Origin of the sequence: Chryseobacterium herbae (assembly GCF_025154075.1) — a bacterium.
Classification (GTDB): Bacteria; Bacteroidota; Bacteroidia; order Flavobacteriales; family Weeksellaceae; genus Chryseobacterium; species Chryseobacterium herbae.
In genome coordinates, this window is the sequence record NZ_JAOAMU010000006.1 from 164,657 (window position 1) to 185,469 (window position 20,813).

Genomic DNA, 20,813 nt, shown 5'->3' on the forward strand with positions numbered 1-20,813 from the left:
TTATCTCATAAAAAGAAAATAGCATACGCAAAATACGTATGCTATTGGTTTATTAATGAAATAATTCTCAATCTGATTTTTAGGTCAGTATTTGAAAATGATCAATTATTTTGTAATGTCTCTTCCGATTACCATTCTCTGGATTTCTGAAGTTCCTTCACCGATGGTGCATAATTTAGAATCTCTGTAGAATTTCTCAGCAGGGAAGTCCTTTGTATACCCGTAACCTCCGAAGATCTGAACGGCATTGTTGGAAATTCTTACACAAGCCTCAGAAGCATACAATTTAGCCATTGCGCCTTCTTTGGTCATTTTTTGCTTGGCATTTTTCAATGTGGATGCTCTTTGGATCAGAAGCTCAGCGGCATCAATTTCTGTTGCCATATCAGCAAGCATAAAGTTGATGGCCTGGAATTCAGCGATTGCTTTTCCAAACTGATGTCTTTCTTTAGCATATTTTAAAGCAGCTTTGTAAGCACCTCTAGCTGTTCCTAAACTTAAAGCAGCGATAGAAATTCTACCACCATCTAAGATTTTCATAGCCTGCTTGAAACCTTCACCTACTTCTCCTAAACGGTGTGAATCCGGTACACGAACGCTGTCGAAAATAAGCTCAGCCGTTTCAGAAGCACGCATTCCCAGTTTATTTTCTTTCTTTCCTGACGTGAATCCCGCCATTCCTTTTTCCAAAACAAAAGCGGTAGAGTTATTTTTAGCTCCTATTTCACCAGTTCTGGTCATCACTACGGCAATATCTCCTGAAATCGCGTGCGTGATGAAGTTTTTAGCTCCATTGATGATCCACTCATCGCCGTCTTTTACAGCAGTTGTAGACATACCTCCTGAATCAGAACCTGTATTGTGCTCTGTAAGTCCCCATGCGCCAATTACTTTTCCAGAAGCAAGCTGTGGAAGCCACTTATGTCTCTGCTCTTCATTTCCGAACTCATAGATATGATTGGTACAAAGTGAATTGTGTGCTGCTACAGAAAGACCGATAGAAGGGTCTACCTGAGAGATTTCATCCAGAATGGTAACATATTCATGATAACCCAGACCTGAACCTCCGTACTGCTCAGGAACTACGATCCCCATAAATCCCATTTCTCCTAACTGGTGAAATAAGTCTTTTGGAAATGTTTGGCTCTCGTCCCACTCCATAATATTAGGTCTGATATTTTTCTCAGCAAATTCTTTTGCTGTTTCCGCTATCATTTTAATGTTGTCAATAGTCTCTGTGTTCATATAGATAAAATAGTTAGTTCCCAAAGATAATTAAATTGCGGGAAAGCGAAAAATAATTGTTTAGCTCATAAGATCGTTTACGCAATATTTTAATAATCAATTTTTTATATTATCATAATTAATGATTTTTTAATAAATTATTCAGAACTTTAAGTGTTTTAATTTACTATTTTAGCCTCCCAATTTTTAAGGAATGAAAAAACTTCTACTACCTATTATTTTAATCTCTTCATTTGTTTCCGCCCAGATTCCGGCGGGATATTATGACGGAGCAGTAGGACTTACGGGCTACGCCCTGAAGTCTAAGTTGCATGATATTATTGCTGAAAAGAATGTCAATTGGCACTATGGCGATTTGCAGGAATATTATAAACAGACAGATTTAGATGTTTATTATGATCATAATAACACCAACAATCCTTCCAATGGGAACTATATATTATTGGATATTTACTCAGAAATTCCGGGTGGAGCAGATTCGTATGAGTATAATTCCACACAATTGCAGGGATCTGGTTCCATTACAGGCGAAGGGCTGGCGTGGAACCGGGAGCATATGGTTCCCCAAAGTACATTCAGTACAGGAAGCATCAGTAATTATCCTATGTATTCTGATCTGTTTTATGTAGTACCGGTTGATGCATGGATCAATCAGAGAAGGTCCAATTACCCTTATGGTGTAGCGGGATCAACAGTTTATTATAATTTTACGAATGGTTCAAAGATAGCCAACGATGCGACTCCGGGTTTGGCGTATACAGGACGTGTTTATGAACCAATCAATGAATTTAAAGGAGATGTTGCCAGAGCATTACTGTATTTTGCGGTAAGATATGAAGGAAAGCTGAACGGTTTTAATCATAATGCAGGAACCACTCCGGCCAATGACGAATCCCAGTTCGATGGAACGGAAGAACGTGCCTTTGAACCCGCTTATATTACGATGTTAAAACAATGGAATGCTTTGGATCCTGTTTCACAAAGGGAAATAGACAGAAATAATGCGGTGTACAGTATTCAGAAAAATAGAAATCCATTTATTGATAACCCGGGTTGGGTTGATTCAATCTGGTCTGAAGCACCCGATACAACGGCACCTTCTGCACCGATAAACCTGTCGGTGGCTCAACAGAATGCCAATTTTGTCAATTTAAGCTGGACTCCAAGCACAGATACGGATGTTTTAGGATACAAAATTTATATGAATGGTGCTGCAACGCCTATTGCTACGACCAAAAGCCCCAATATCACCATTGATCGGCTGACTCCATCAACAACTTATACTTTTACCGTAAAATCCTATGATAAGGGATATCTGGAATCTCCAATGAGTAACGTCGCAACGGCAGCCACCATTGCTTCAGACGGTTTCTCAAAGGATTTAATGATTACCAAATATATTGAAGGAAGTGGCAATAATAAAGCTATAGAAATTACCAATAAAACAGGACATGAAGTTAATCTGAATAATTACAATCTGAATATTCAGTTTAGCAGTGGAACCAGTTATTATTTCTCAGATAGTTTTCAGCTTGAGGGTAAAATTGCCAATAATCAAACATTTGTCGTTTTAAATCCCAACGCTGCATTCACGTGTTATACTAATTCACAAGCTAAATTTGTTACGGCTTCTACTCCTATGACGTATACAGGAAGTCAATATGTAGAATTGGCCTATAAGGGTTTTGGTACTGTAGATGGAGTCGGTGTGAAAAGTACGGCGAATGCAAATGGTAATATTTCTCTTTACAGAAAAAGCACAGTCAACCAGCCGACAAGCACATTTACTTTAAGTGAATGGGATTCTTATGCTATAAACTACTGCCAGAATCTTGGGGGAACTTTATCTACGACTGATCTTATCACTTCAAACAAAGAATTTAAGATTTATCCGAACCCGGTTCATGATGATCTTTTTGTAAGCGGAGAAACTCAGGATATTAAAATGGCTCAGGTACTGGATGTTTCAGGAAAAGTGATTTATACGGAGAAGGATCCGTTCAGAAACAAGAAGAATATTTCTCTTCAGAATCTTTCTACCGGTTTCTATTTTTTAAAGCTTGATGAAAAAGTGTATCAGTTTATTAAAAAATAAAAAATATACCTAACAGTCATTGCAAACGGAGCAAAGCAATCTTACATATAATGGCAATTAATTTTTATTCATTTCGCTAAAAAGCTTATAAACAATACATAATTGATATAAGCAGATTCACTAATAATCAATATCTATAAGTGTTTCTGCTTATATTTTTTATTTATAAGTAATTATGCTTATATTTGCATAATGATAGCGGTCATAACCGGTGATATTATAAATTCACAGCATGCAGACACGGAAGTTTGGATCACCAGACTCAAGAATCTCCTGGAAAACTGGGGAAGTTCACCGCTCGCATGGGAAATCTACAGAGGAGACGAGTTCCAGTTTAAGTGTAGCATTGATGAAGTGTTCTGGCGTTTTCTAGCCATAAAGTCTCTCATAAGAAGTCAGGAAAATTTAGATGTAAGAATTGCTATAGGCATTGGTGAAGAGAATTTTTCCTCTGAAAAAATCACAGAATCCAATGGAACGGCTTATGTACATTCCGGACGACTGCTCAACGACCTTAAAAGCGACGGACACACCGTTTCTATAAAAACCTCCAACGAAGCCGTAGACCGGGATTTAAACATCCTCCTGAAATGGTCTTCCAAAGATTTCGACAGCTGGACGGTAGCCACGGCAGAGATCATTCACGAAATGATCATGAACCAGGATATCACACAGGAAGATCTCGCCAAGAAATTTGCCATCTCACAGTCCTCCGTAAGTCAGAGGCTGAAACGCGCCAACTACGAACTTATCGTAGAAACTAATCAATATTTTAGAAAGAAAATCTCAGAACTGTAAGCATGATCTTTACTAAACTCATATTGGCACATCTATTCGGAGATTTTATTCTTCAGCCAGATTCTTGGGTTGCAGATAAGGAACGCCGTAAGCTGAAAAGCCCGTATTTGTACCTGCATGTTCTGATCCATACTGTTTTAAGTTTTATTTTCCTCTGGAACGCAGATCTGTGGTGGGTTTCCATTTTGGTTGGGATCACGCATCTTATCATTGATGCTTCAAAACTGATCTTTCAAAACGTAAAGAATAAGAAAAGATGGTTTTTCATTGACCAGATGCTGCATATTCTTGTGATTCTGGGAATTTCATTTTATTTCAAAGAATTCAATTTTGATTTTCTGAGCAATCAGGAAACTTTAAAAATAGCGATGGCAGCATTGTTTCTGTCAACACCTGCCTCCATTTTTATTAAAATATTATTGTCTTCATGGACACCGGTTCCGGAAACGCAAAGCAGTTTGCAGACCGAATCGCTGTCGAGTGCAGGAAAATATATTGGAATTTTAGAACGTCTTCTGGTTTTCACTTTTATTATGGTGAACCACTGGGAAGGCGTAGGTTTTATGGTGGCTGCCAAATCGGTTTTCAGATTCAGTGATCTGGCGCAGGCTAAACAGAGAAAACTCACGGAATATGTACTGATCGGAACGTTGTTGAGTTTCGGATTGGCTGTATTAACAGGAATTTTAATAAAGTAATATAAAATAAATCTAACTAATAAGAATTTAGAAATGGAAAAGAAAGAAATGTTGTACGAAGGTAAAGCAAAACAGGTATTTGCTACCGATAATCCTAATGAAGTAGTGGTACGTTTTAAAGACGACGCTACAGCATTTAACGCTCAAAAAAGAGGGTCTGTTGATTTGAAAGGCGAAATGAACAACGCGATCACCACTCTGATTTTTGAATACTTAAATGAAAAAGGGATTAAAACTCATTTCATCAAACAATTAGACGAGAGAGAGCAGCTGGTAAAAAAAGTATCCATCATTCCATTGGAAATGGTGGTAAGAAATTACTCTGCAGGAAGTATGGCTCAGAGATTAGGAGTGGAAGAAGGAATTAAATCTCCGGTGACCATCTTCGATATCTGCTACAAAAAAGACGAGTTGGGAGATCCGCTTATCAACGATCACCATGCCGTTTTCTTAGGAGCAGCAACTTATGAGGAATTGGATGAAATGTATGAGCTTACTTCTGATATCAACGAAATCCTGATCGATCTTTTTGATAAAATGAACATCATCCTGGTTGATTTCAAAATTGAATTAGGAAAAACTGCAGACGGGGAAATTATCCTTGCTGACGAAATTTCTCCTGATACATGCAGACTTTGGGATAAAGATACCATGAAGAAACTGGATAAAGACAGATTCAGAAGAGATCTTGGAGAAGTGACGGAAGCTTACGTAGAGATCTACAACCGACTGAAAAATTTACTTGGTAAGTAAATTGGAGAAGTTAGAAGTTAGATATTAGAAATTAGTATGAAATCGCACCGGATAGAAGATTTGAAGGTCTGGAAGAAATCGATGGCTTTGGTAAAAGAAGTTTATTTGGTTTCTGCAGAACTGCCAGTTGAAGAAAAATTTGGCTTACTTTCTCAAATAAGAAGATGTGCCGTTTCAATACCCTCTAATATTGCTGAAGGAGCTGGAAGAAATAATAAAAATGAGTTCTATCAATTTCTTGGAATTGCATTTGGTTCTACCTATGAACTGCAAACCCAATTACAGTTATTAATAGATCTGGGTTTTATTTCTGAAGCTAAAGTAGTACCTTTAAAAGAACTTTTAGCTGAAATTCAGAAGATGATATACTCATTAAAAGAAAGTTTAAAATTATAATTGAAGTTGACTTAGACTAATTTCTAACATCTAATATCTAACTTCTAATTTAGAAAAAATAGAAATGAAAAGTTTAGACATTCATAAAAGTGAATATTTAAAACAGTTTAAAGGCCAGACCTACGGGAGGAATCTTTTCAGAACGCAGGAAGAAGAAAGACTGGATGCTCCCAATGAGGAGTGCGGAATCTTCGGACTGTATTCTGACAATGATCTCGATACGTTTTCGCTTTCACAGTTCGGCCTTTTTGCCCTCCAGCACAGAGGACAGGAAGCGTGTGGTATTTCCGTTTTAAAAGATGGAAGAATCACCAACATGAAAGATGAAGGACTGGTTTTAGACGTTTATAAAGAAATTCAGGAACCTGAGGCTTTTATGGGAAATTCTGCAATCGGGCATACCCGTTATACCACTGCAGGAGACAAAAAGAAGTATAATTTCCAGCCGTTCTTCGCGAAAAACGAGTACGACCAGATTATTCTTTCTATAGCGCATAATGGTAACCTTACCAATGCGAGAGAATTAAAAAATGAACTGGAAGCTGAAGGCGTTGTCTTCAGGGCTACTTCCGATTCTGAGGTTATTTTAAGATTGATCCAGAAAAATCTTGATTTAGGACTTCGTGGAGCCATCAAAGCCACCATGGAGAAAATTGAAGGCGCTTATTCCGTAGTAGGGATGACGAGAAATAAATTCTTTGCATTCAGAGATTTCAACGGAATCCGTCCATTGGTTTTAGGTGCTGTTAACGAAAATACTTACGTTGTGGCTTCTGAATCTGTGGCTTTGGATGCAGTAGGCGCCCAGTATGTACGTGATATCCTTCCGGGAGAGATCATTTATACCAACGAAAATGAGCCTGGAAAACTTCAGTCTTATATGGTGAATGAAGCAAGAGGGAAGCAGAGAATCTGTTCTTTTGAATACATCTACTTCGCAAGACCTGACTCTACGCTGGAAAATATCAATGTATATGAAATCAGAGAAAAGTCCGGGGAAAAGATCTGGGAGCAGGCACCTGTAGAAGCTGATATCGTGATCGGGGTTCCTGATTCGGGAGTTCCGGCTGCCATAGGGTTCTCAAAAGCCTCCGGAATACCTTTCCGTCCGGTTCTGATCAAAAACAGATACATCGGAAGAAGTTTCATTGTTCCGACTCAGGAAATGAGAGAAAGGGTAGTGAATCTTAAGCTTAACCCGATTATTTCAGAGATCAAGGATAAAAGAGTAGTGATCATCGACGATTCTATCGTAAGAGGAACTACTTCCAAAAGATTGGTGAAAATACTAAAGGATGCAGGCGTAAAAGAGATCCACTTCAGAAGTGTTTCTCCACCTATTATTGCTCCGTGCTACTTAGGAATCGATACTCCTTCAAAAGATGATTTGATTTCAGCCAACATGACCACCGAAGAGCTTAGAGATTATCTGGGTGTAGACTCTTTAGAGTTCTTAAGCACAGAAAACCTGAAAGAAATTTTAGGATCTTCCAACCACTGTTTCGGATGTTTCACAGAAGAATACCCTGTAGAAAAAGGAGAGGAGGTAGAATTATTTAATTAATATTCTACCATTCAAAATAAAAGAAGGAGCCAGGCATTGAGTCTGGCTTCTTTTTGTTCTTATAAATGTATCAAAAGCTTAATATTCCTTTATTATACAGTACATGGGCAAATTCTAAATTTGTTCTCTTAAACTGTAGCGAAATGAAGAACGTATTTTTAACGGGTGCTTTTCTGGTATTGGCCCAATGGTATTCCTCTCAGTCTTTCGATAATCAGGCGCATCGCGGAGGAAAGTCCTTATATCCCGAAAATACAATTCCGGCCATGAAGAATGCCCTGAAAATGAATGTGACGACGCTGGAAATGGACCTTGCGATCACGAAAGACAAAAAAGTAATCCTTTCCCATGATGCTTTCCTTTCCCCTGAATTAATAACAAAACCTGATGGAACCTATATTCCTAAAGACTCAGGGTTTTACTATAAAATTTATGATATGTCCTATGCAAAGATTCAAACCTTTGATGTAGGCTCAAAGAAACTTGACCGCTATCCTGACCAGAAGAAGATGAAGGTTCAGAAGCCGCTCTTCGCAGATGTAATAGATGCCTGTGAGGCTTATTCCCGTGAACTGAAAAGACCCTTGCCTTTTTATAATATAGAAACTAAAACACGTCCGTTTTCTGACAACATATTTCATCCGGAACCTAAGGAATTTGTAAAGCTGATGATGGAAATTATTGTCAAAAAAGGTATTCAGGACCGGGTAATTATTCAGTCGTTTGACCCCAGAACACTGGAAATCATTCATAAGGAATATCCTAAGATCATGACTGCTTTACTGGTAGAAAAAGTGGATGATAAAAAGATAGTTCAACAGCAGGCTCATTTCGAAAATATACCCACCGAAAAATTCAAAGAATATCCGAATCATTTGAATGGTGTAGCCGGAGATATGAAATTTCTAAGTTTTACCCCAACTATTTACAGTCCTGATCACACCCTCGTTACTTCAAAATTGGTACAGGAATGCCATGCATTGGGTATGAAAGTGATCCCATGGACCGTCAACACGAAAGAAAGATTAAAAGAATTAAAAGATATGGGAATAGACGGTGTAATCAGCGATGATCCGAGAATATTTGAATAACCGGTAAAGAGGTTTGAGAGTTTGAGCGTTTTAGAGCTAGAGTGTTTCAGGATGCGAGGTACGGGTTTGAGAGTGGGAGTGTTTTAGGGTTTGAGCGTTTCAAGATACGTAAATCCAATACATCGAAAAGCATTCAAAGAGTGACAAATATCTGGTGGCTGAGGCACTCGAAGCCACCAGAGCCAAAAAACGAAAGTCCGGACTTAAAAAAATTAAATCCGGGCTTTACTATAGGTTAAATAATTGATTGTCTCTTATTAGAACTTGTAATTCAGACCTAACTGAAACGCTCTGTGGTTCAATGGTTCTGTACCTTCAGGCTTTTGGTTTCTCATATCCGTAAGACTGTTGATGTATCTTGCGTTGATCCCCAGGTTTTGAGTAACATCATATCCAAGACCTAAACCTAAACCTAGGTTAAACTTGTTAACGTTATCTTTGTTAATGTCTTCAGAGTTAGATACAGACTGAGTTGTGGTAACACCACCTGTTGTCGTAGAAATCGTGCTGTCTCCGGAGTTTTTCCCGTTGATGAAATAGCTGAATTCAGGACCTGCCTCTACATAAAATCTTTCAGTAGGTCTCATTTGTACCATTAAAGGAACTGAAATATAGTTCATGGTAGTTTTGTATTCGCTCTTCGTTTTAACGTTCGTAGCACCCGTAGTTACATCCGTAGATGAGATCACGCTTCTTGCTCCTAACTGATTGTATAAAACCTCTGGTTGTAAGCTGAATTTTTGAGAAATTGGAATATTAACTAAAACCCCAGCATGGAATCCGACTTTCTGGTTATTTAGGCTTAATTTCTGCTCACTGAAGTAAGAAGAGTTTCCCCCTGCTTTGATACCAAATCTGATCGGTTGTTTTTCTTTTTTGATGGGTTCCGGAGTTACTGTTTTTGTTTCTTGAGCAAATGTCATCATGCCAGCAGTAACTGCCAACCCTAGAAATAACTTCTTCATAATTTTATTTTTTAATTTTACTGTTGTACTTCGTGTCTGGTTTTTCAATCAGACTTGAATTATTTTGCAAAATGCTTGCCAAACTCGGAAAACCCTTACCTGAAGGGCTTTTGTGAAGGTTTTCCGGATTCTGTTTTCCGCTGTTTTAACGAAATTTTATGAAAAATTATGTTATGGAATTTTGTTTTTTGGAAACGATTTTATACTAAAATGCATTTATGTTGATGATTTAATATAGAATTAAACCTGAAAAAATAAGACGAAAGCAGATAAGATAATTGATACCCTTGGCAAAATACATATCCATAAAAAATGCCGGATCTCCGAAAAGACCCGACATTAACTTGAAAATAATATATCTCTATTTGAATTTGTAAGCTAAACCAACTTGGAATGCATTATTTCTAACTGCATTTCCATTGTCGTGCTTATAGATATCTGTAATACCTGCTGTAAACCTAGCTGTCACTGCAAGATTTTGAGTGAAATAATATCCGGCTCCAATCCCGATTCCAAAATTGAATTTATTGAATAAACCGTTTGAAAGTTTATCAGAATAGCTTGTTGTAGTCTTGATATTATCTGTAGTGTCAGTCCATTCTCCCTTAGATCTTCCGCCTAGAAGAAACCCAAATTCAGGTCCGGCCTCTACATATAAATCAGGAATGATATTATATTGAAACATTACAGGTACGGATAGGTAACTTAACGAAAGAGTTTCCTTTCCTTCTAATTTGGTCATAGGGCCGAGATCAAACATTCTGCTGGTTTCTATTTTTGCACCCAGTCCGCTGTATAATATTTCCGGCTGAAGACTGAATTTTTCTGAGATTGGAATGTTGGCAAAAACTCCGGCATTAAAACCAATTTTTGCTTTTTGGTCAGAATACATCCAACCATTGTCATATACTTCGCTAACGGTAGAGATGTTCATACCCCCTTTTACTCCAAAAGTAATGGGAGATTTAGATTTAGCTTCTGTTTTTTCCTGTGCAAATGCAAGCGAACCCAACGAAATGGTCAATCCTAAAATGAGTTTTTTCATGATTATAAAGTTTAAATTATTTTCTCAGCCTTTGGTGAAATTCCCATCAAAGTGAGTAATTAAAAAAAGTCGTATTATAAACAGAAGACCAGACTTAAATGAATAAGCCTGATCTTTTGTAATGCTTTGATCGATACTGAATTAAATAAAATTCAGACATCTTATGATCTAAAATACTGATTATTTGAATTTGTAAGCTACACCCACCTGAAATGCATTGTTTCTAACCGCATCTCCAGTGTTATGCTTATAAATATCTGTAATACCCGCTGTAAATCTAGCTGTTACCCCAAAGTTCTGAGTAAAGTAATATCCTGCGCCGATACCGATTCCAAAATTGAATTTATTGTGAAGATCTTTAACAATGTTGTTGGAAAAGCTTGTCGTTTGTGTGGTCGTAGTACTTCCTGAAGTTTGTGTAAGAGTAAAATCTCCTTTGTCTTTTCCTCCTAGAAGAAATCCGAATTCTGGTCCTGCTTCTACATAAAGCTGAGGAAGGATATTATACTGCACCATTACAGGAACGGTAAGATAATTCAGTGTTTTTTTGTAATCAGATTCTCTTCTGAATTTATCAGAATTATTGTAGTACACCTCTCTTTCTTCAGTTTTTGAACCTAATTGGCTAAAAAGAACTTCCGGCTGAACGCTGAATTTCTCTGCTACCGGAATATTTACAAATACTCCTGCATTAAAACCTGGCTTCAGTTTCTGGTCATTATCATACCCGTCATACCCATCATATTTGGTAAGCGTAGAAGCGTTCAATCCTGCCTTAACCCCGAAAGTAATCGGTGATGCAGATGCAGATTTAGTTTTTTCCTGTGCATTCACCAAAAGGCTTCCAGCAAATGCCAATCCTAAAATTAGTTTTTTCATGATTTTTAAAGTTTATACTTATGCTTTCACACTGCATCAAAATTCCCGCCAAAGGGATTAAACTGATAAATATCATGTTTTACGCGAAAAGGTCAGGCTTAAATGAATAAACCTGACCTTTTCTATTGAAATCAATTTGTATATGAAGAAACTTTTTTTGCTGTCTTACGTTGATTGAAATATCATGTTTTCCAGCTTCTCAGATATACGCAAACTTCTTGCCAAAAATGCTGAATGGAGAAAATTTAAACACAAAAAAACCGGACTAAATAAATAGGCCGGCTTTCTATTGAATATAAAATTTGTTATCTGAATGTTAAAGCTTATTATTTGAATTTATAAGCTAATCCTACCTGGAATGTATTGTTTTTTACAGCATCAGATCCATTAGGTCTGTCTTTAGCTACGTCTGTTAAACCAGCAACGTATCTCGCTGTAATTCCGAAGTTATCTGTGAAGTAATATCCTGCTCCAAGACCGATACCAAAGTTGAAAGATTTTAAATCATCTTTGTAGTTATCAGAAGTTGAAGAGTTTCCGTTACTTTCGTTTTTGATTTTGTTTTTTGCACTTACCAGGAATCCGAATTCAGGACCTGCTTCTACAAAAAGATTAGGGATCAGGTTGTACTGGAACATTACCGGTACTGCGATATAATCTAATTTAGTTGAAGAAGAAAACTTGTTTCCTAATACAGTATAATCTGCTTTTGCTCCATACTGAGAGTATAAAACCTCCGGCTGAATGCTGAATGATTCTGCAACTGGAATGTTAGCAAATACACCTGCATTGAAACCGATTTTAGATTTTTGATCATCTAAACCTTCGTCTTTAGAAAGAGAAGATACGTTCATCCCACCTTTCACACCGAATGTTACAGGGTTAGAAGAAGATTTTGGAGTCTGTTGTGCGAATGCCAGTGAACTTGCAGTTACTGCTAATCCTAAAATTAACTTTTTCATAACTTTAATTTTTTTAATATTTTACTATTCTTAATTTTAAATTTTACTACTGTTCAATTTTTTGGTTGAACGCAGAGTATCTTTCAAATTGCTTGCCAAAAATAATTTACATGACAAAAGTCAGTATAAAAAGGCGTAGTGATTTTGCTTGTAATGCATTTAAATGGTTGGATGTTAGTATTTTAACTATCCTATTAAACGTTTGTTTAGACATGATCTAAATTGCAAACCCTTAAAAACTGTTCTATATTCTATTAAAATAAGTTAAAAACAGTGTTATTTCATAATTAACTGTAATATTGTAAATTAAGCTTTTAAAACTTAGGATAGGATCGTTTTTGAATTCTCAACAAGACAGGTTATAAAAAAGAAAGCTGCGATTATGGAACATAAAAAGATTATAAAATTTACGGTTTCCATTGCTGTGTTGATGATGATAGCCATGTTTGTCATGCTTTCAGGCATGGTTGAATATCCTTTTACTATTTATATGATGGCAGGTGTGGGTACTGTGATCCTGTTTTTGACTGTAAAATTTATTTATACTGCATTTACAACAGATCCTGTGCCTGTGACGACGGATTGTCGGGATACTCCCGGACAGAAATTGTTTTTTATTTCGTCCTACAGAAGCACCACGTTCAGTGTTGTAATGATCGTAATGCCGGCATTTTTTATTTATTTTTTGCTTCCCTCAGTTCCTGGGATTATGAAAGAAATTCAAACCGGAAAGTCTGCTGCGCTTATAATGATGCTGGTTTTGTTGATCATTTTATTCCTGGCATCACTGTACAGTATTTTCATGGGAATCAAATTATTTATCCGGAGGAAAAAGATTGTCCAACTTATTATAAACGATGACAGTTTTGAGTTTTTCCCGATCTATGACTTTGGGACCGGAACACGAAACTTCCATGCAGTCTCTATGTTTTTTCGTACAAAAATGGAGAAAGCTTATTTTACGGATCAGCTGACAGTCGAGATAATCATTGATAAATGGCTGGGAAATAAGATAAGAGTTAAAGTAGAGGGAGTCGGTTTTTACCTTCCTTATTTATATAATGATACCCATGAGCTGGAAGAGGTTTATCAGACGATAAAACAGCGTTTACAGCGAAAAATATCGGGGAATTAGGAATGGAAGCTGAGAGAGAGTATGAGTCAGTAATTTTTAATAGTTCCCGTTAATTAGAACCATGTCAAGATTCAAAACCTTGACATGGTTAGTTGGCATATCTTAATGATTTCCGGCTTCAAAATTCCGGGTAGTATTTAAACAGTATCCAGTTTTCTGTAAAATTCTAAAGATTTCAAAATATTTTCCTGACTGCACTGGTAATCATAAGTACATGATCCTATTCCCGTAAGCAGGGAGAAATTGATTTTGCTGTCTGTATTCTTTTTATCGTTAAGCAGAAGTTCCGTAATACTCTCGTCCGTAAAGTCGCTGATATCAAGGTAAGAGTAATACCTCTGAATGTTTTCAATGATGAAAGTGGCATCTTCTTCAGTGATAAGGTTTTCAAGATTAGCCAGGTGTGCTTCACAAATCATTCCCATAGCTACAGCCTCACCATGAAGAATAGGATTTCCCCGGCTCAGACAAAGACTTTCCACTGAATGTCCTATGGTATGCCCGAAATTCAGGGTTTTTCTGATATTTTTTTCATGGAAGTCCTTTTCTACAACGTCCTGTTTGATGTCCATGGAAGTCTGAATATGAGGAACCACCGTTTCCACATCCAGCTTGTGAATTTGAATCAAACTATCCCAATGGGCTTTATCAGCAATAAGACCGTGTTTCAGCATTTCTGCAAAACCGCTTCGCAGTTCTTTAAAAGGAAGTGTTTCTAAAAATTTAGGATAAATAAAAATCTGTTCCGGGAAGGCAAAAGTTCCCACCATATTTTTATAATGCATCAGATCTATTCCTGTTTTTCCGCCTATAGAAGCATCACACATGGATAAAAGGGTAGTAGGGATATTGATGAACTGAATGCCTCTTTTATAGGTAGATGCGATAAAACCGCCCATATCTGTGATCACCCCGCCACCAAGATTGATGACCAGTGCTTTTCTGTCCGCCTGCATTTCGGTAAGAATTTCCCAAAGCTGATTGGCCGTTTGGATATTTTTCATTTCCTCACCGGCTTCAATCTCTAAAATTTCAAAACCTAAATCTGTTTCCATGTTGCCTAAAAGAACCGGAAGACAATATTCATGGGTGTTTTCATCAACTAAAATAAAGATTTTACTGAAAGATTTTCCGTGTAGAAAATTGTTTAATTGAGAAAAATCATCGTTTAATATTGTTATCATTATTGGGGTTTCTTTAAAATTAAAATAAAACTATTCTGCAAAGTTATGATTCTTAATTTTTAACTCGTAACTAAATTACTATCTTTGCAGAAATTTTTAGAAATGAGCAGAGATAATAATAATTCAGAAAGACCAAAAAGACCAAGAACTTCAACAAGAAACAATTCTGATGATTCTCGTGCTTCCAGATCTGGAAATTCTTCAGGATCAAAACCTTTTAAGAAACCTTTTCCTAAAGCAGGCGAAAGAAATTTTGACAACAAAGGCAGTAATTCAAAGTTTGGACAGAAACCTTTCAAAAGAAGTGATGACAGTGCCAAAAGCAGCGATGAAGAGGCAGGTGAAAAAACGGCAAGCAGAGCTTTCATTACCAATTCAAGTGAAGGACGTGAAAGAAAGACTTTCGGTAAACCAGCTGCAAAAAGAGGAGGTACAAAAAGTTTTGATACCAGAGACAAGTATGAAAGAGGCAGCCTGAAATATGGAAGAAGACCATCTGCCGGCGATGACAAAGATGAAGACAAGGCAAGATCTTTTGTACAGAAAAGAAGGTTAAACAAGATTGAAAAAGATGTTCATAAAGACACCATCCGTCTTAACAAGTATATCGCCAACTCCGGGATCTGCAGCAGAAGAGAAGCTGACGAACTGATCACGCAGGGGCTGGTAGAAGTAAACGGAGTAGTGGTGAGTGAAATGGGCTATCAGGTTCAGAAGACCGATAAAGTAGTTTTTGACGGACAGGGTATCACTCCTGAAAAACCGGTATATGTGCTTTTAAATAAACCGAAAGGATATATTTCTACCACTAAAGATGACAAAGCCAGAAAAACCGTAATGGATCTGGTAGCGAATGCATCACCGTACCGTCTTTTCCCTGTTGGAAGACTTGACCGTTCTACAACCGGAGTTATTCTTTTAACGAATGACGGACACATGACGAAAAAACTGACGCATCCATCTTTTGATGCTAAAAAGATCTATCATGTGACGCTGGATAAAAAACTGACCAATGAAGACATGAGACTTATCGTAGAAGGAATTCGTCTTGACGAAGGAATAGCGGTAGTAGATCAGATTTCATTCATTGAAGGGAAACCTAAAAATGAAATCGGAATTGAAATTCATATCGGATGGAATCGTGTTATCAGAAGAATTTTCCAAAGACTTGGATACGAAGTGGAAGCTTTAGACAGAGTAATGTTTGCTGGAATGACCAAGAAAAACATCAAACGTGGACACTGGAGAATCCTTACAGAACTGGAAGTTAATAATCTTAAAATGCTTTAATAGCGTGTTGCTGGATTCGTGGTACGGGTTTCGAGATTCGAGATTCGGGTTATGGTCGCAAAGCAGAACTTTTTCAGTTTCATAATTGAAAGCTGAATTCTAAGCATTAGAAGAGAATTATAAAGTATAAAAAGCGCGGAAATTTTATTTCCGCGCTTTTTTTTTGGGGGGAGCAGATAAGCTTTTTTTAACGCAAAGCTTCATCTTGTTAACGTTTAGTTTTGAGGAAGGCAAAGACTGTGACTACGTCACTGATGATGCTATAGGTGTAAAACATCCGCTTAATCGAATCAATGAAATTGATTCCGCCTTTGCTTCCCTTTTATCAGTAGGATAATCAATTTCTTTGCGTCAAAAAAAATATCCTCTCCTCAAGTTTTTAAATTGATCCAATTAAACTTTAAGTTGAACTAAAATCCCATCTTCTCAAAACCCGAATCTCGAAACCTCGCAACTCGTATCCCGGACCCCGTTATTCCTTCAAAAACTGCGGAACCTTCCTCTGCGGATTCGTCTGCTCAAAAGTATAAGCCATATTAATCAGTTTTCCTTCACTCCACTTTTCAGCAGAAAATAAGATTCCAACAGGAAGTCCATTGATATAGCCCATCGTCAGCGTAATGCTTGGATATCCTGCGATGGCTGCTGCATCTGCGCTTCCGAAAGAATAATGGTCTCCATTTTCTAAATCTGTTTTCCAGGCTTCCGTTGTGGTAGGGGAAATAATCGCATCCAGATTATATTTTTTCATGGCGAGATCTATCCCTTTCTCACGGCTGCCTTCCTGTGCTGTTTTTACGGCTTTAGCATAGCCTTCTTCTTTGGTGCCTTTGCTTTTAGCTGCTATTTCAAGATATTCCTGTCCGAAATATTTCAGTTCTTCTTTATTGTTTTTATTGAAAGCGATCAGTTCGTCTATATTTTTCACCGGTGCGTTTTTGCCCAGTGAGGCAAGATAATCGTTGATCCCATCTTTGTACTCATCAATCATCAGTTCCAGAGACTTTTCATGGACTTCTTCGGAAAGCAGATCTTTTTCTATTTCAACGATAACAGCTCCCTGACTTTCCAGAACTTTTAAGGTCTGTAAAAAGAGATCATCTACTTTTTTGCTGGCGCCGTGGGTGATTCCTTTTACATATCCTAATCTTTTGCCATTCAATCCTTTTAAATTGAGAAATCGGGTGTAATCTTTATGGAGAAATGGAGTATTACCAAAGGTTTTTACATCATTTTTATCTTCGCCTACCATAGTTCCCAAACTTATCGCAACGTCTTTCACCGTTCTAGCCATAGGTCCAGGCGTGTCCTGTGTGCTTGAAATAGGGATGATTCCCTGTCTTGAAATTAATCCAACCGTTGGTTTTAACCCTACAATTCCATTGATACTGGAAGGACAGACGATAGATCCGTTGGTTTCCGTACCAATAGCTACAATGCCCAGATTGGCAGAGATGGCCGCTCCGGAACCGGCACTGGATCCGCAGGTATTCCTGTCTAAAATATAGGGGTTTTTTGTCAGGCCACCGAGTCCGCTCCAGCCGCTGGTAGATTTCATTCCCCGGAAGTTGGCCCATTCGCTGAGATTGGTTTTCCCGATGATGACGGCGCCGGCTTCTCTTAATTTTTTCACCAGATAACTGTCCTGCAACGGAAAAGAATTCTTCAATGCCAGAGATCCTGCAGTATTCGGCATTTTATCTCGGGTGTCTATATTGTCTTTCAATAAAACAGGAATTCCAAACAGCGGTTTATCTTTAAATTTTGAACTGATATGATCCAAAGAGTCTGCAATTCTGACCGCATCCGGATTGACCGTGATAATTGAATTAAGCTTAATTCCGTTTTTATCAACATCATTGATGCGCTTCAGATAGGCTTCCACCACTTCTTTTACCGATGTTTTTTTGTTTTTGTAAAGACTTTGAATTTTCTGGATGTCATATTCCAGATATTTGAATGTGGGATCTGCTGTATTTTGAGCGTTCCCAAGAACAGCAGTGAAAAATGCTGCCAATACAATGCTTTTTTTCATTCAGCGTATTTCTTTCAAATATAGATAATTATCTGAGAAGTGGGGCTGAAATTATATGGTATGAGCTTGGTGCGAGATTCGGGTTCCGGGATGATGCGTGGAAATATTTATGTTTATGGGAAATGGTTTTCATCCCTTCGCTGAATGGGTGGTTTTTTTGGAGCAAAAAGAAGTGGTAGTCAAAAAGTTATACACAACAAAAAAGACGCAGAAAAACCGCGTCTTAATTATGTATAGACCATTATAAACTGAAAATTAATTTGTAGCACGATCCCGGAACCCGAATCTCGCACCCAATTAATTCCTTCTCATTAAATTACCCCAAAATCGTAACCCCCTTCTGGATCATTTCATAAATAGCATCTCTGCCATTCTCCGGCTTCACATTAACCGCTTTTGTTCCGTTGAAGTGAAGACATGTGATATATCCGTTGGCCACCGCATCTGTACAGGTGAATTTCACACAGTAATCCATCGCAAGACCCACGACTTCAAGCAACTGGATTTCATGGTATTTAAGGAAATCATCAAGTCCTGTTTTCATAAAGTGATTGTTGTCCTGAAATCCACTGTAGCTGTCGATTTCAGTATTTTTTCCTTTTTGAATGATATGGGTGACTTTATCTCTGTTTAAATCTTTATGGAATTCTGCCCCGAAAGTTCCCTGGATACAGTGATCAGGCCACATAAACTGTGGGACACCGTTCAGGATAATGCTTTCACCGACTTTTCTGTTGTTATTGCTGGCAAAACTTTTATGATCGGCAGGATGCCAGTCCTGGGTGAGAACAATTTGGTCATATTCATTTTCCTCCATCAGAAGATTGATGTATGGAATCACTTCATTCGCTTCCGGAACTGCTAATGCGCCGCCTTCACAGAAATCATTCTGTACATCTACGATTATTAACGCTTTTTTCATATTTAGATTTCTCGAATTTTGGATAAAAATACTCAAAAAATTGTCCAAAACTGAATTATCGGACAAATCGGCAATATAAATTTTTCGTCTAAAAAGAAAATAATTGCAATCAGCATTCGGTTTCTGGATATAAACCAAATATCAATAGCTTATCTTTGCAGGAAATAAGTATTTTATGTCATTTGAGTCGTTAGGATTATCACACAATATTATTCGTTCTGTCAATAAATTAGGCTATCTGAAGCCGTTCCCGATTCAGGAGCAGGCTATTCCTGTTATTTTGGAGGGAAAAGATCTGATGGGAATTGCAGAGACCGGTTCCGGAAAAACAGCTTGTTTTGTGATGCCTATTTTAGAGAAATTACAAAACGCAGAAGTTAAAAAAGACCGTAATGTTCAGGTATTAATATTGGTTCCTACCCGTGAACTGGCGATTCAGATTGATGAAGTTTTCAGAGCTTTTACAGAAAACCTGAAGCGCGAGATCCGTACGATGGCTGTTTATGGGGGAGTTTCTATTAATCCGCAGATGAAAGGAATGTTTGGAGTAGAAGTTCTTATTGCAACACCGGGCCGTTTATTGGATTTGATTGATCATAATGCTTTAAGTATTTCAGGAATTCAGCATTTGGTCATTGATGAAGCGGATAAAATGTTTCAGTTAGGTTTTGGAGAAGAAATGAATAAACTTTTCGCTCTGATGCCTGTCGGAAGGCAAACGACTTTGTTTTCGGCGACTTTAAATGATAAAGTGTCTGAAATGAAGGAGCGTTTGTCCATTAATCCTACGATGATTGAGATTAAAAAGGAAGAAGTTGAAATTGATAATATCGAACAATTGGCTTATCATGTTTCTCCTGAAAACAAAGGACCTTTCTTACGCTATTTAATTAAAGAAAAGAAAGTGGAAAAAGCATTGATCTTTGTTTCCTCTACAAGATCTGCCGATAATCTGGTTGAAAAACTTAAAAAGAATAAAATTAAGGCAGTAGCCATTCACAGTCAGAAATCACAGGGTGCCCGAAGAAATAATCTGGAAGAGTTTAAAGTAAACGGAGCTCAGATTTTAGTCGCTACAGACCTTATTGGCCGTGGTATTCACATTGAGTCTTTACCATGTGTGATCAATTATGAGCTGCCACGTTCGCCTTTGGATTATATTCACCGAATTGGTAGAACCGGTCGTGCCAATGAAAAAGGAACGGCTATCAATATTCTGACGGATGATGAATTACAACACTTCAGAGTGATTCAAAAGAAAATGGGTAAGAAAATAACGTTACAGAGAACCGAGGGCATTGATTTGCATGGTTACTAGCACAGCGATTTAAATAATAAGCTTCAATTTTAATAGAATTGGAGCTTTTTTATTAGTAAATTCTATGTAATGAAGACTTAGTTTCGAAACTTTGGGAATAAAATAAGTATAGTCAAAAACTATAAGAGTCTGTTTAAATTTGAACTTAATTTTCTTAACCTCAATAAACTTTAGTTTATTTCTTAATTTAAACATTAAGGATTTAAGCAGTATGCTTATTGTTATGAATGAAGAAATCAATAAATTGATTTTTTAAGTTCTTTAAGCACCCCATATTTTAAGATCTTAATTTCTTAATGTTATAATTTTTTTTGTTAGCAAAACAAATCGGATCATCTGCTACTTAAGTTTTGAGACTAATTCACTTTTTGCCTAGCCACCAAGTTTTGAAATTGATCCGTAATAAATACAATTAACGTATTTTTCATTTTAGATTCT

Annotated in this window: 18 protein-coding genes; 10 read left to right on the forward strand and 8 right to left on the reverse strand. The window is 37.3% G+C overall.

Going from position 1 to position 20,813, the window contains the following annotated elements; genetic code table 11:
• Positions 1 to 105 precede the first annotated feature (105 nt).
• Positions 106 to 1,245 carry an acyl-CoA dehydrogenase family protein gene (locus N0B48_RS17985; protein WP_259840343.1) on the reverse strand — a complete coding sequence of 380 codons (1,140 nt, stop codon included), beginning with the start codon at positions 1,243 to 1,245 and terminating at the stop codon, positions 106 to 108.
• Between the two features lie 193 nt (positions 1,246 to 1,438).
• Between N0B48_RS17985 and N0B48_RS17990 the strand changes: the two genes are divergently transcribed.
• The 7 genes from N0B48_RS17990 to N0B48_RS18020 all read left to right on the forward strand — a co-directional run bounded on the left by N0B48_RS17990 (position 1,439) and on the right by N0B48_RS18020 (position 8,640).
• Positions 1,439 to 3,340: an endonuclease gene (locus tag N0B48_RS17990; protein ID WP_259840344.1), complete on the forward strand. Its 1,902-nt coding sequence runs from the start codon at positions 1,439 to 1,441 to the stop codon at positions 3,338 to 3,340.
• Between the two features lie 192 nt (positions 3,341 to 3,532).
• Positions 3,533 to 4,138 (forward strand): SatD family protein, encoded by a 606-nt coding sequence (locus N0B48_RS17995; protein WP_034730188.1) that lies wholly within the window; start codon positions 3,533 to 3,535, stop codon positions 4,136 to 4,138.
• Positions 4,139 to 4,140: 2 nt separating this feature from the next.
• Positions 4,141 to 4,836: a DUF3307 domain-containing protein gene (locus tag N0B48_RS18000; RefSeq protein WP_259840345.1), complete on the forward strand. Its 696-nt coding sequence runs from the start codon at positions 4,141 to 4,143 to the stop codon at positions 4,834 to 4,836.
• A 33-nt stretch (positions 4,837 to 4,869) separates the two neighbouring features.
• Entirely contained in the window at positions 4,870 to 5,589 is a 720-nt protein-coding gene (gene purC, locus N0B48_RS18005) for a phosphoribosylaminoimidazolesuccinocarboxamide synthase (protein ID WP_034730194.1), read from the forward strand.
• A 36-nt stretch (positions 5,590 to 5,625) separates the two neighbouring features.
• Positions 5,626 to 5,985, forward strand: a complete 360-nt coding sequence (locus N0B48_RS18010; RefSeq protein WP_259840346.1) for a four helix bundle protein — start codon at positions 5,626 to 5,628, stop codon at positions 5,983 to 5,985.
• A gap of 64 nt (positions 5,986 to 6,049) precedes the next feature.
• Entirely contained in the window at positions 6,050 to 7,549 is a 1,500-nt protein-coding gene (gene purF / locus N0B48_RS18015; RefSeq protein ID WP_259840347.1) for an amidophosphoribosyltransferase, read from the forward strand.
• Between the two features lie 143 nt (positions 7,550 to 7,692).
• Complete coding sequence (locus N0B48_RS18020; protein ID WP_259840348.1) at positions 7,693 to 8,640, forward strand: glycerophosphodiester phosphodiesterase family protein; 948 nt, start codon at positions 7,693 to 7,695, stop codon at positions 8,638 to 8,640.
• A 257-nt stretch (positions 8,641 to 8,897) separates the two neighbouring features.
• Here N0B48_RS18020 and N0B48_RS18025 read toward each other — a convergent pair whose 3' ends face one another.
• The 4 genes from N0B48_RS18025 to N0B48_RS18040 all read right to left on the reverse strand — a co-directional run bounded on the left by N0B48_RS18025 (position 8,898) and on the right by N0B48_RS18040 (position 12,491).
• Complete coding sequence (locus N0B48_RS18025; RefSeq protein ID WP_259840349.1) at positions 8,898 to 9,605, reverse strand: porin family protein; 708 nt, start codon at positions 9,603 to 9,605, stop codon at positions 8,898 to 8,900.
• Between the two features lie 361 nt (positions 9,606 to 9,966).
• Positions 9,967 to 10,650: a porin family protein gene (locus tag N0B48_RS18030; protein WP_259840350.1), complete on the reverse strand. Its 684-nt coding sequence runs from the start codon at positions 10,648 to 10,650 to the stop codon at positions 9,967 to 9,969.
• 180 nt (positions 10,651 to 10,830) lie between these two features.
• Entirely contained in the window at positions 10,831 to 11,529 is a 699-nt protein-coding gene (locus N0B48_RS18035; RefSeq protein WP_259840351.1) for a porin family protein, read from the reverse strand.
• Between the two features lie 326 nt (positions 11,530 to 11,855).
• Positions 11,856 to 12,491: a porin family protein gene (locus N0B48_RS18040; RefSeq protein WP_259840352.1), complete on the reverse strand. Its 636-nt coding sequence runs from the start codon at positions 12,489 to 12,491 to the stop codon at positions 11,856 to 11,858.
• A gap of 382 nt (positions 12,492 to 12,873) precedes the next feature.
• Between N0B48_RS18040 and N0B48_RS18045 the strand changes: the two genes are divergently transcribed.
• A complete protein-coding gene (locus N0B48_RS18045; protein ID WP_259840353.1) occupies positions 12,874 to 13,626 on the forward strand; it encodes a hypothetical protein in 753 nt (250 codons plus the stop codon).
• Positions 13,627 to 13,763: 137 nt separating this feature from the next.
• Here the strand turns inward: N0B48_RS18045 and aroB are convergent, their stop codons facing one another.
• Entirely contained in the window at positions 13,764 to 14,810 is a 1,047-nt protein-coding gene (aroB, locus tag N0B48_RS18050) for a 3-dehydroquinate synthase (protein WP_259840354.1), read from the reverse strand.
• 366 nt (positions 14,811 to 15,176) lie between these two features.
• Here aroB and N0B48_RS18055 point away from each other — a divergent pair, with 366 nt between their 5' ends.
• The gene (locus N0B48_RS18055; protein ID WP_371830624.1) at positions 15,177 to 16,100 is read left to right on the forward strand and encodes a pseudouridine synthase; all 924 of its coding nucleotides are present in this window, start codon (positions 15,177 to 15,179) and stop codon (positions 16,098 to 16,100) included.
• Positions 16,101 to 16,572: 472 nt separating this feature from the next.
• Here N0B48_RS18055 and N0B48_RS18060 read toward each other — a convergent pair whose 3' ends face one another.
• Together N0B48_RS18060 and pncA are read right to left on the reverse strand one after the other, a co-directional pair.
• Entirely contained in the window at positions 16,573 to 18,135 is a 1,563-nt protein-coding gene (locus N0B48_RS18060) for an amidase (protein WP_259840356.1), read from the reverse strand.
• Positions 18,136 to 18,451: 316 nt separating this feature from the next.
• On the reverse strand, positions 18,452 to 19,057 hold the full coding sequence (pncA, locus tag N0B48_RS18065) for a bifunctional nicotinamidase/pyrazinamidase (protein WP_259840357.1): 606 nt from the start codon (positions 19,055 to 19,057) through the stop codon (positions 18,452 to 18,454).
• Between the two features lie 175 nt (positions 19,058 to 19,232).
• Here pncA and N0B48_RS18070 point away from each other — a divergent pair, with 175 nt between their 5' ends.
• Positions 19,233 to 20,375, forward strand: coding sequence for a DEAD/DEAH box helicase (locus N0B48_RS18070; protein WP_259840358.1), 1,143 nt, complete (start codon positions 19,233 to 19,235; stop codon positions 20,373 to 20,375).
• The last annotated feature ends 438 nt before the right edge of the window (positions 20,376 to 20,813 follow it).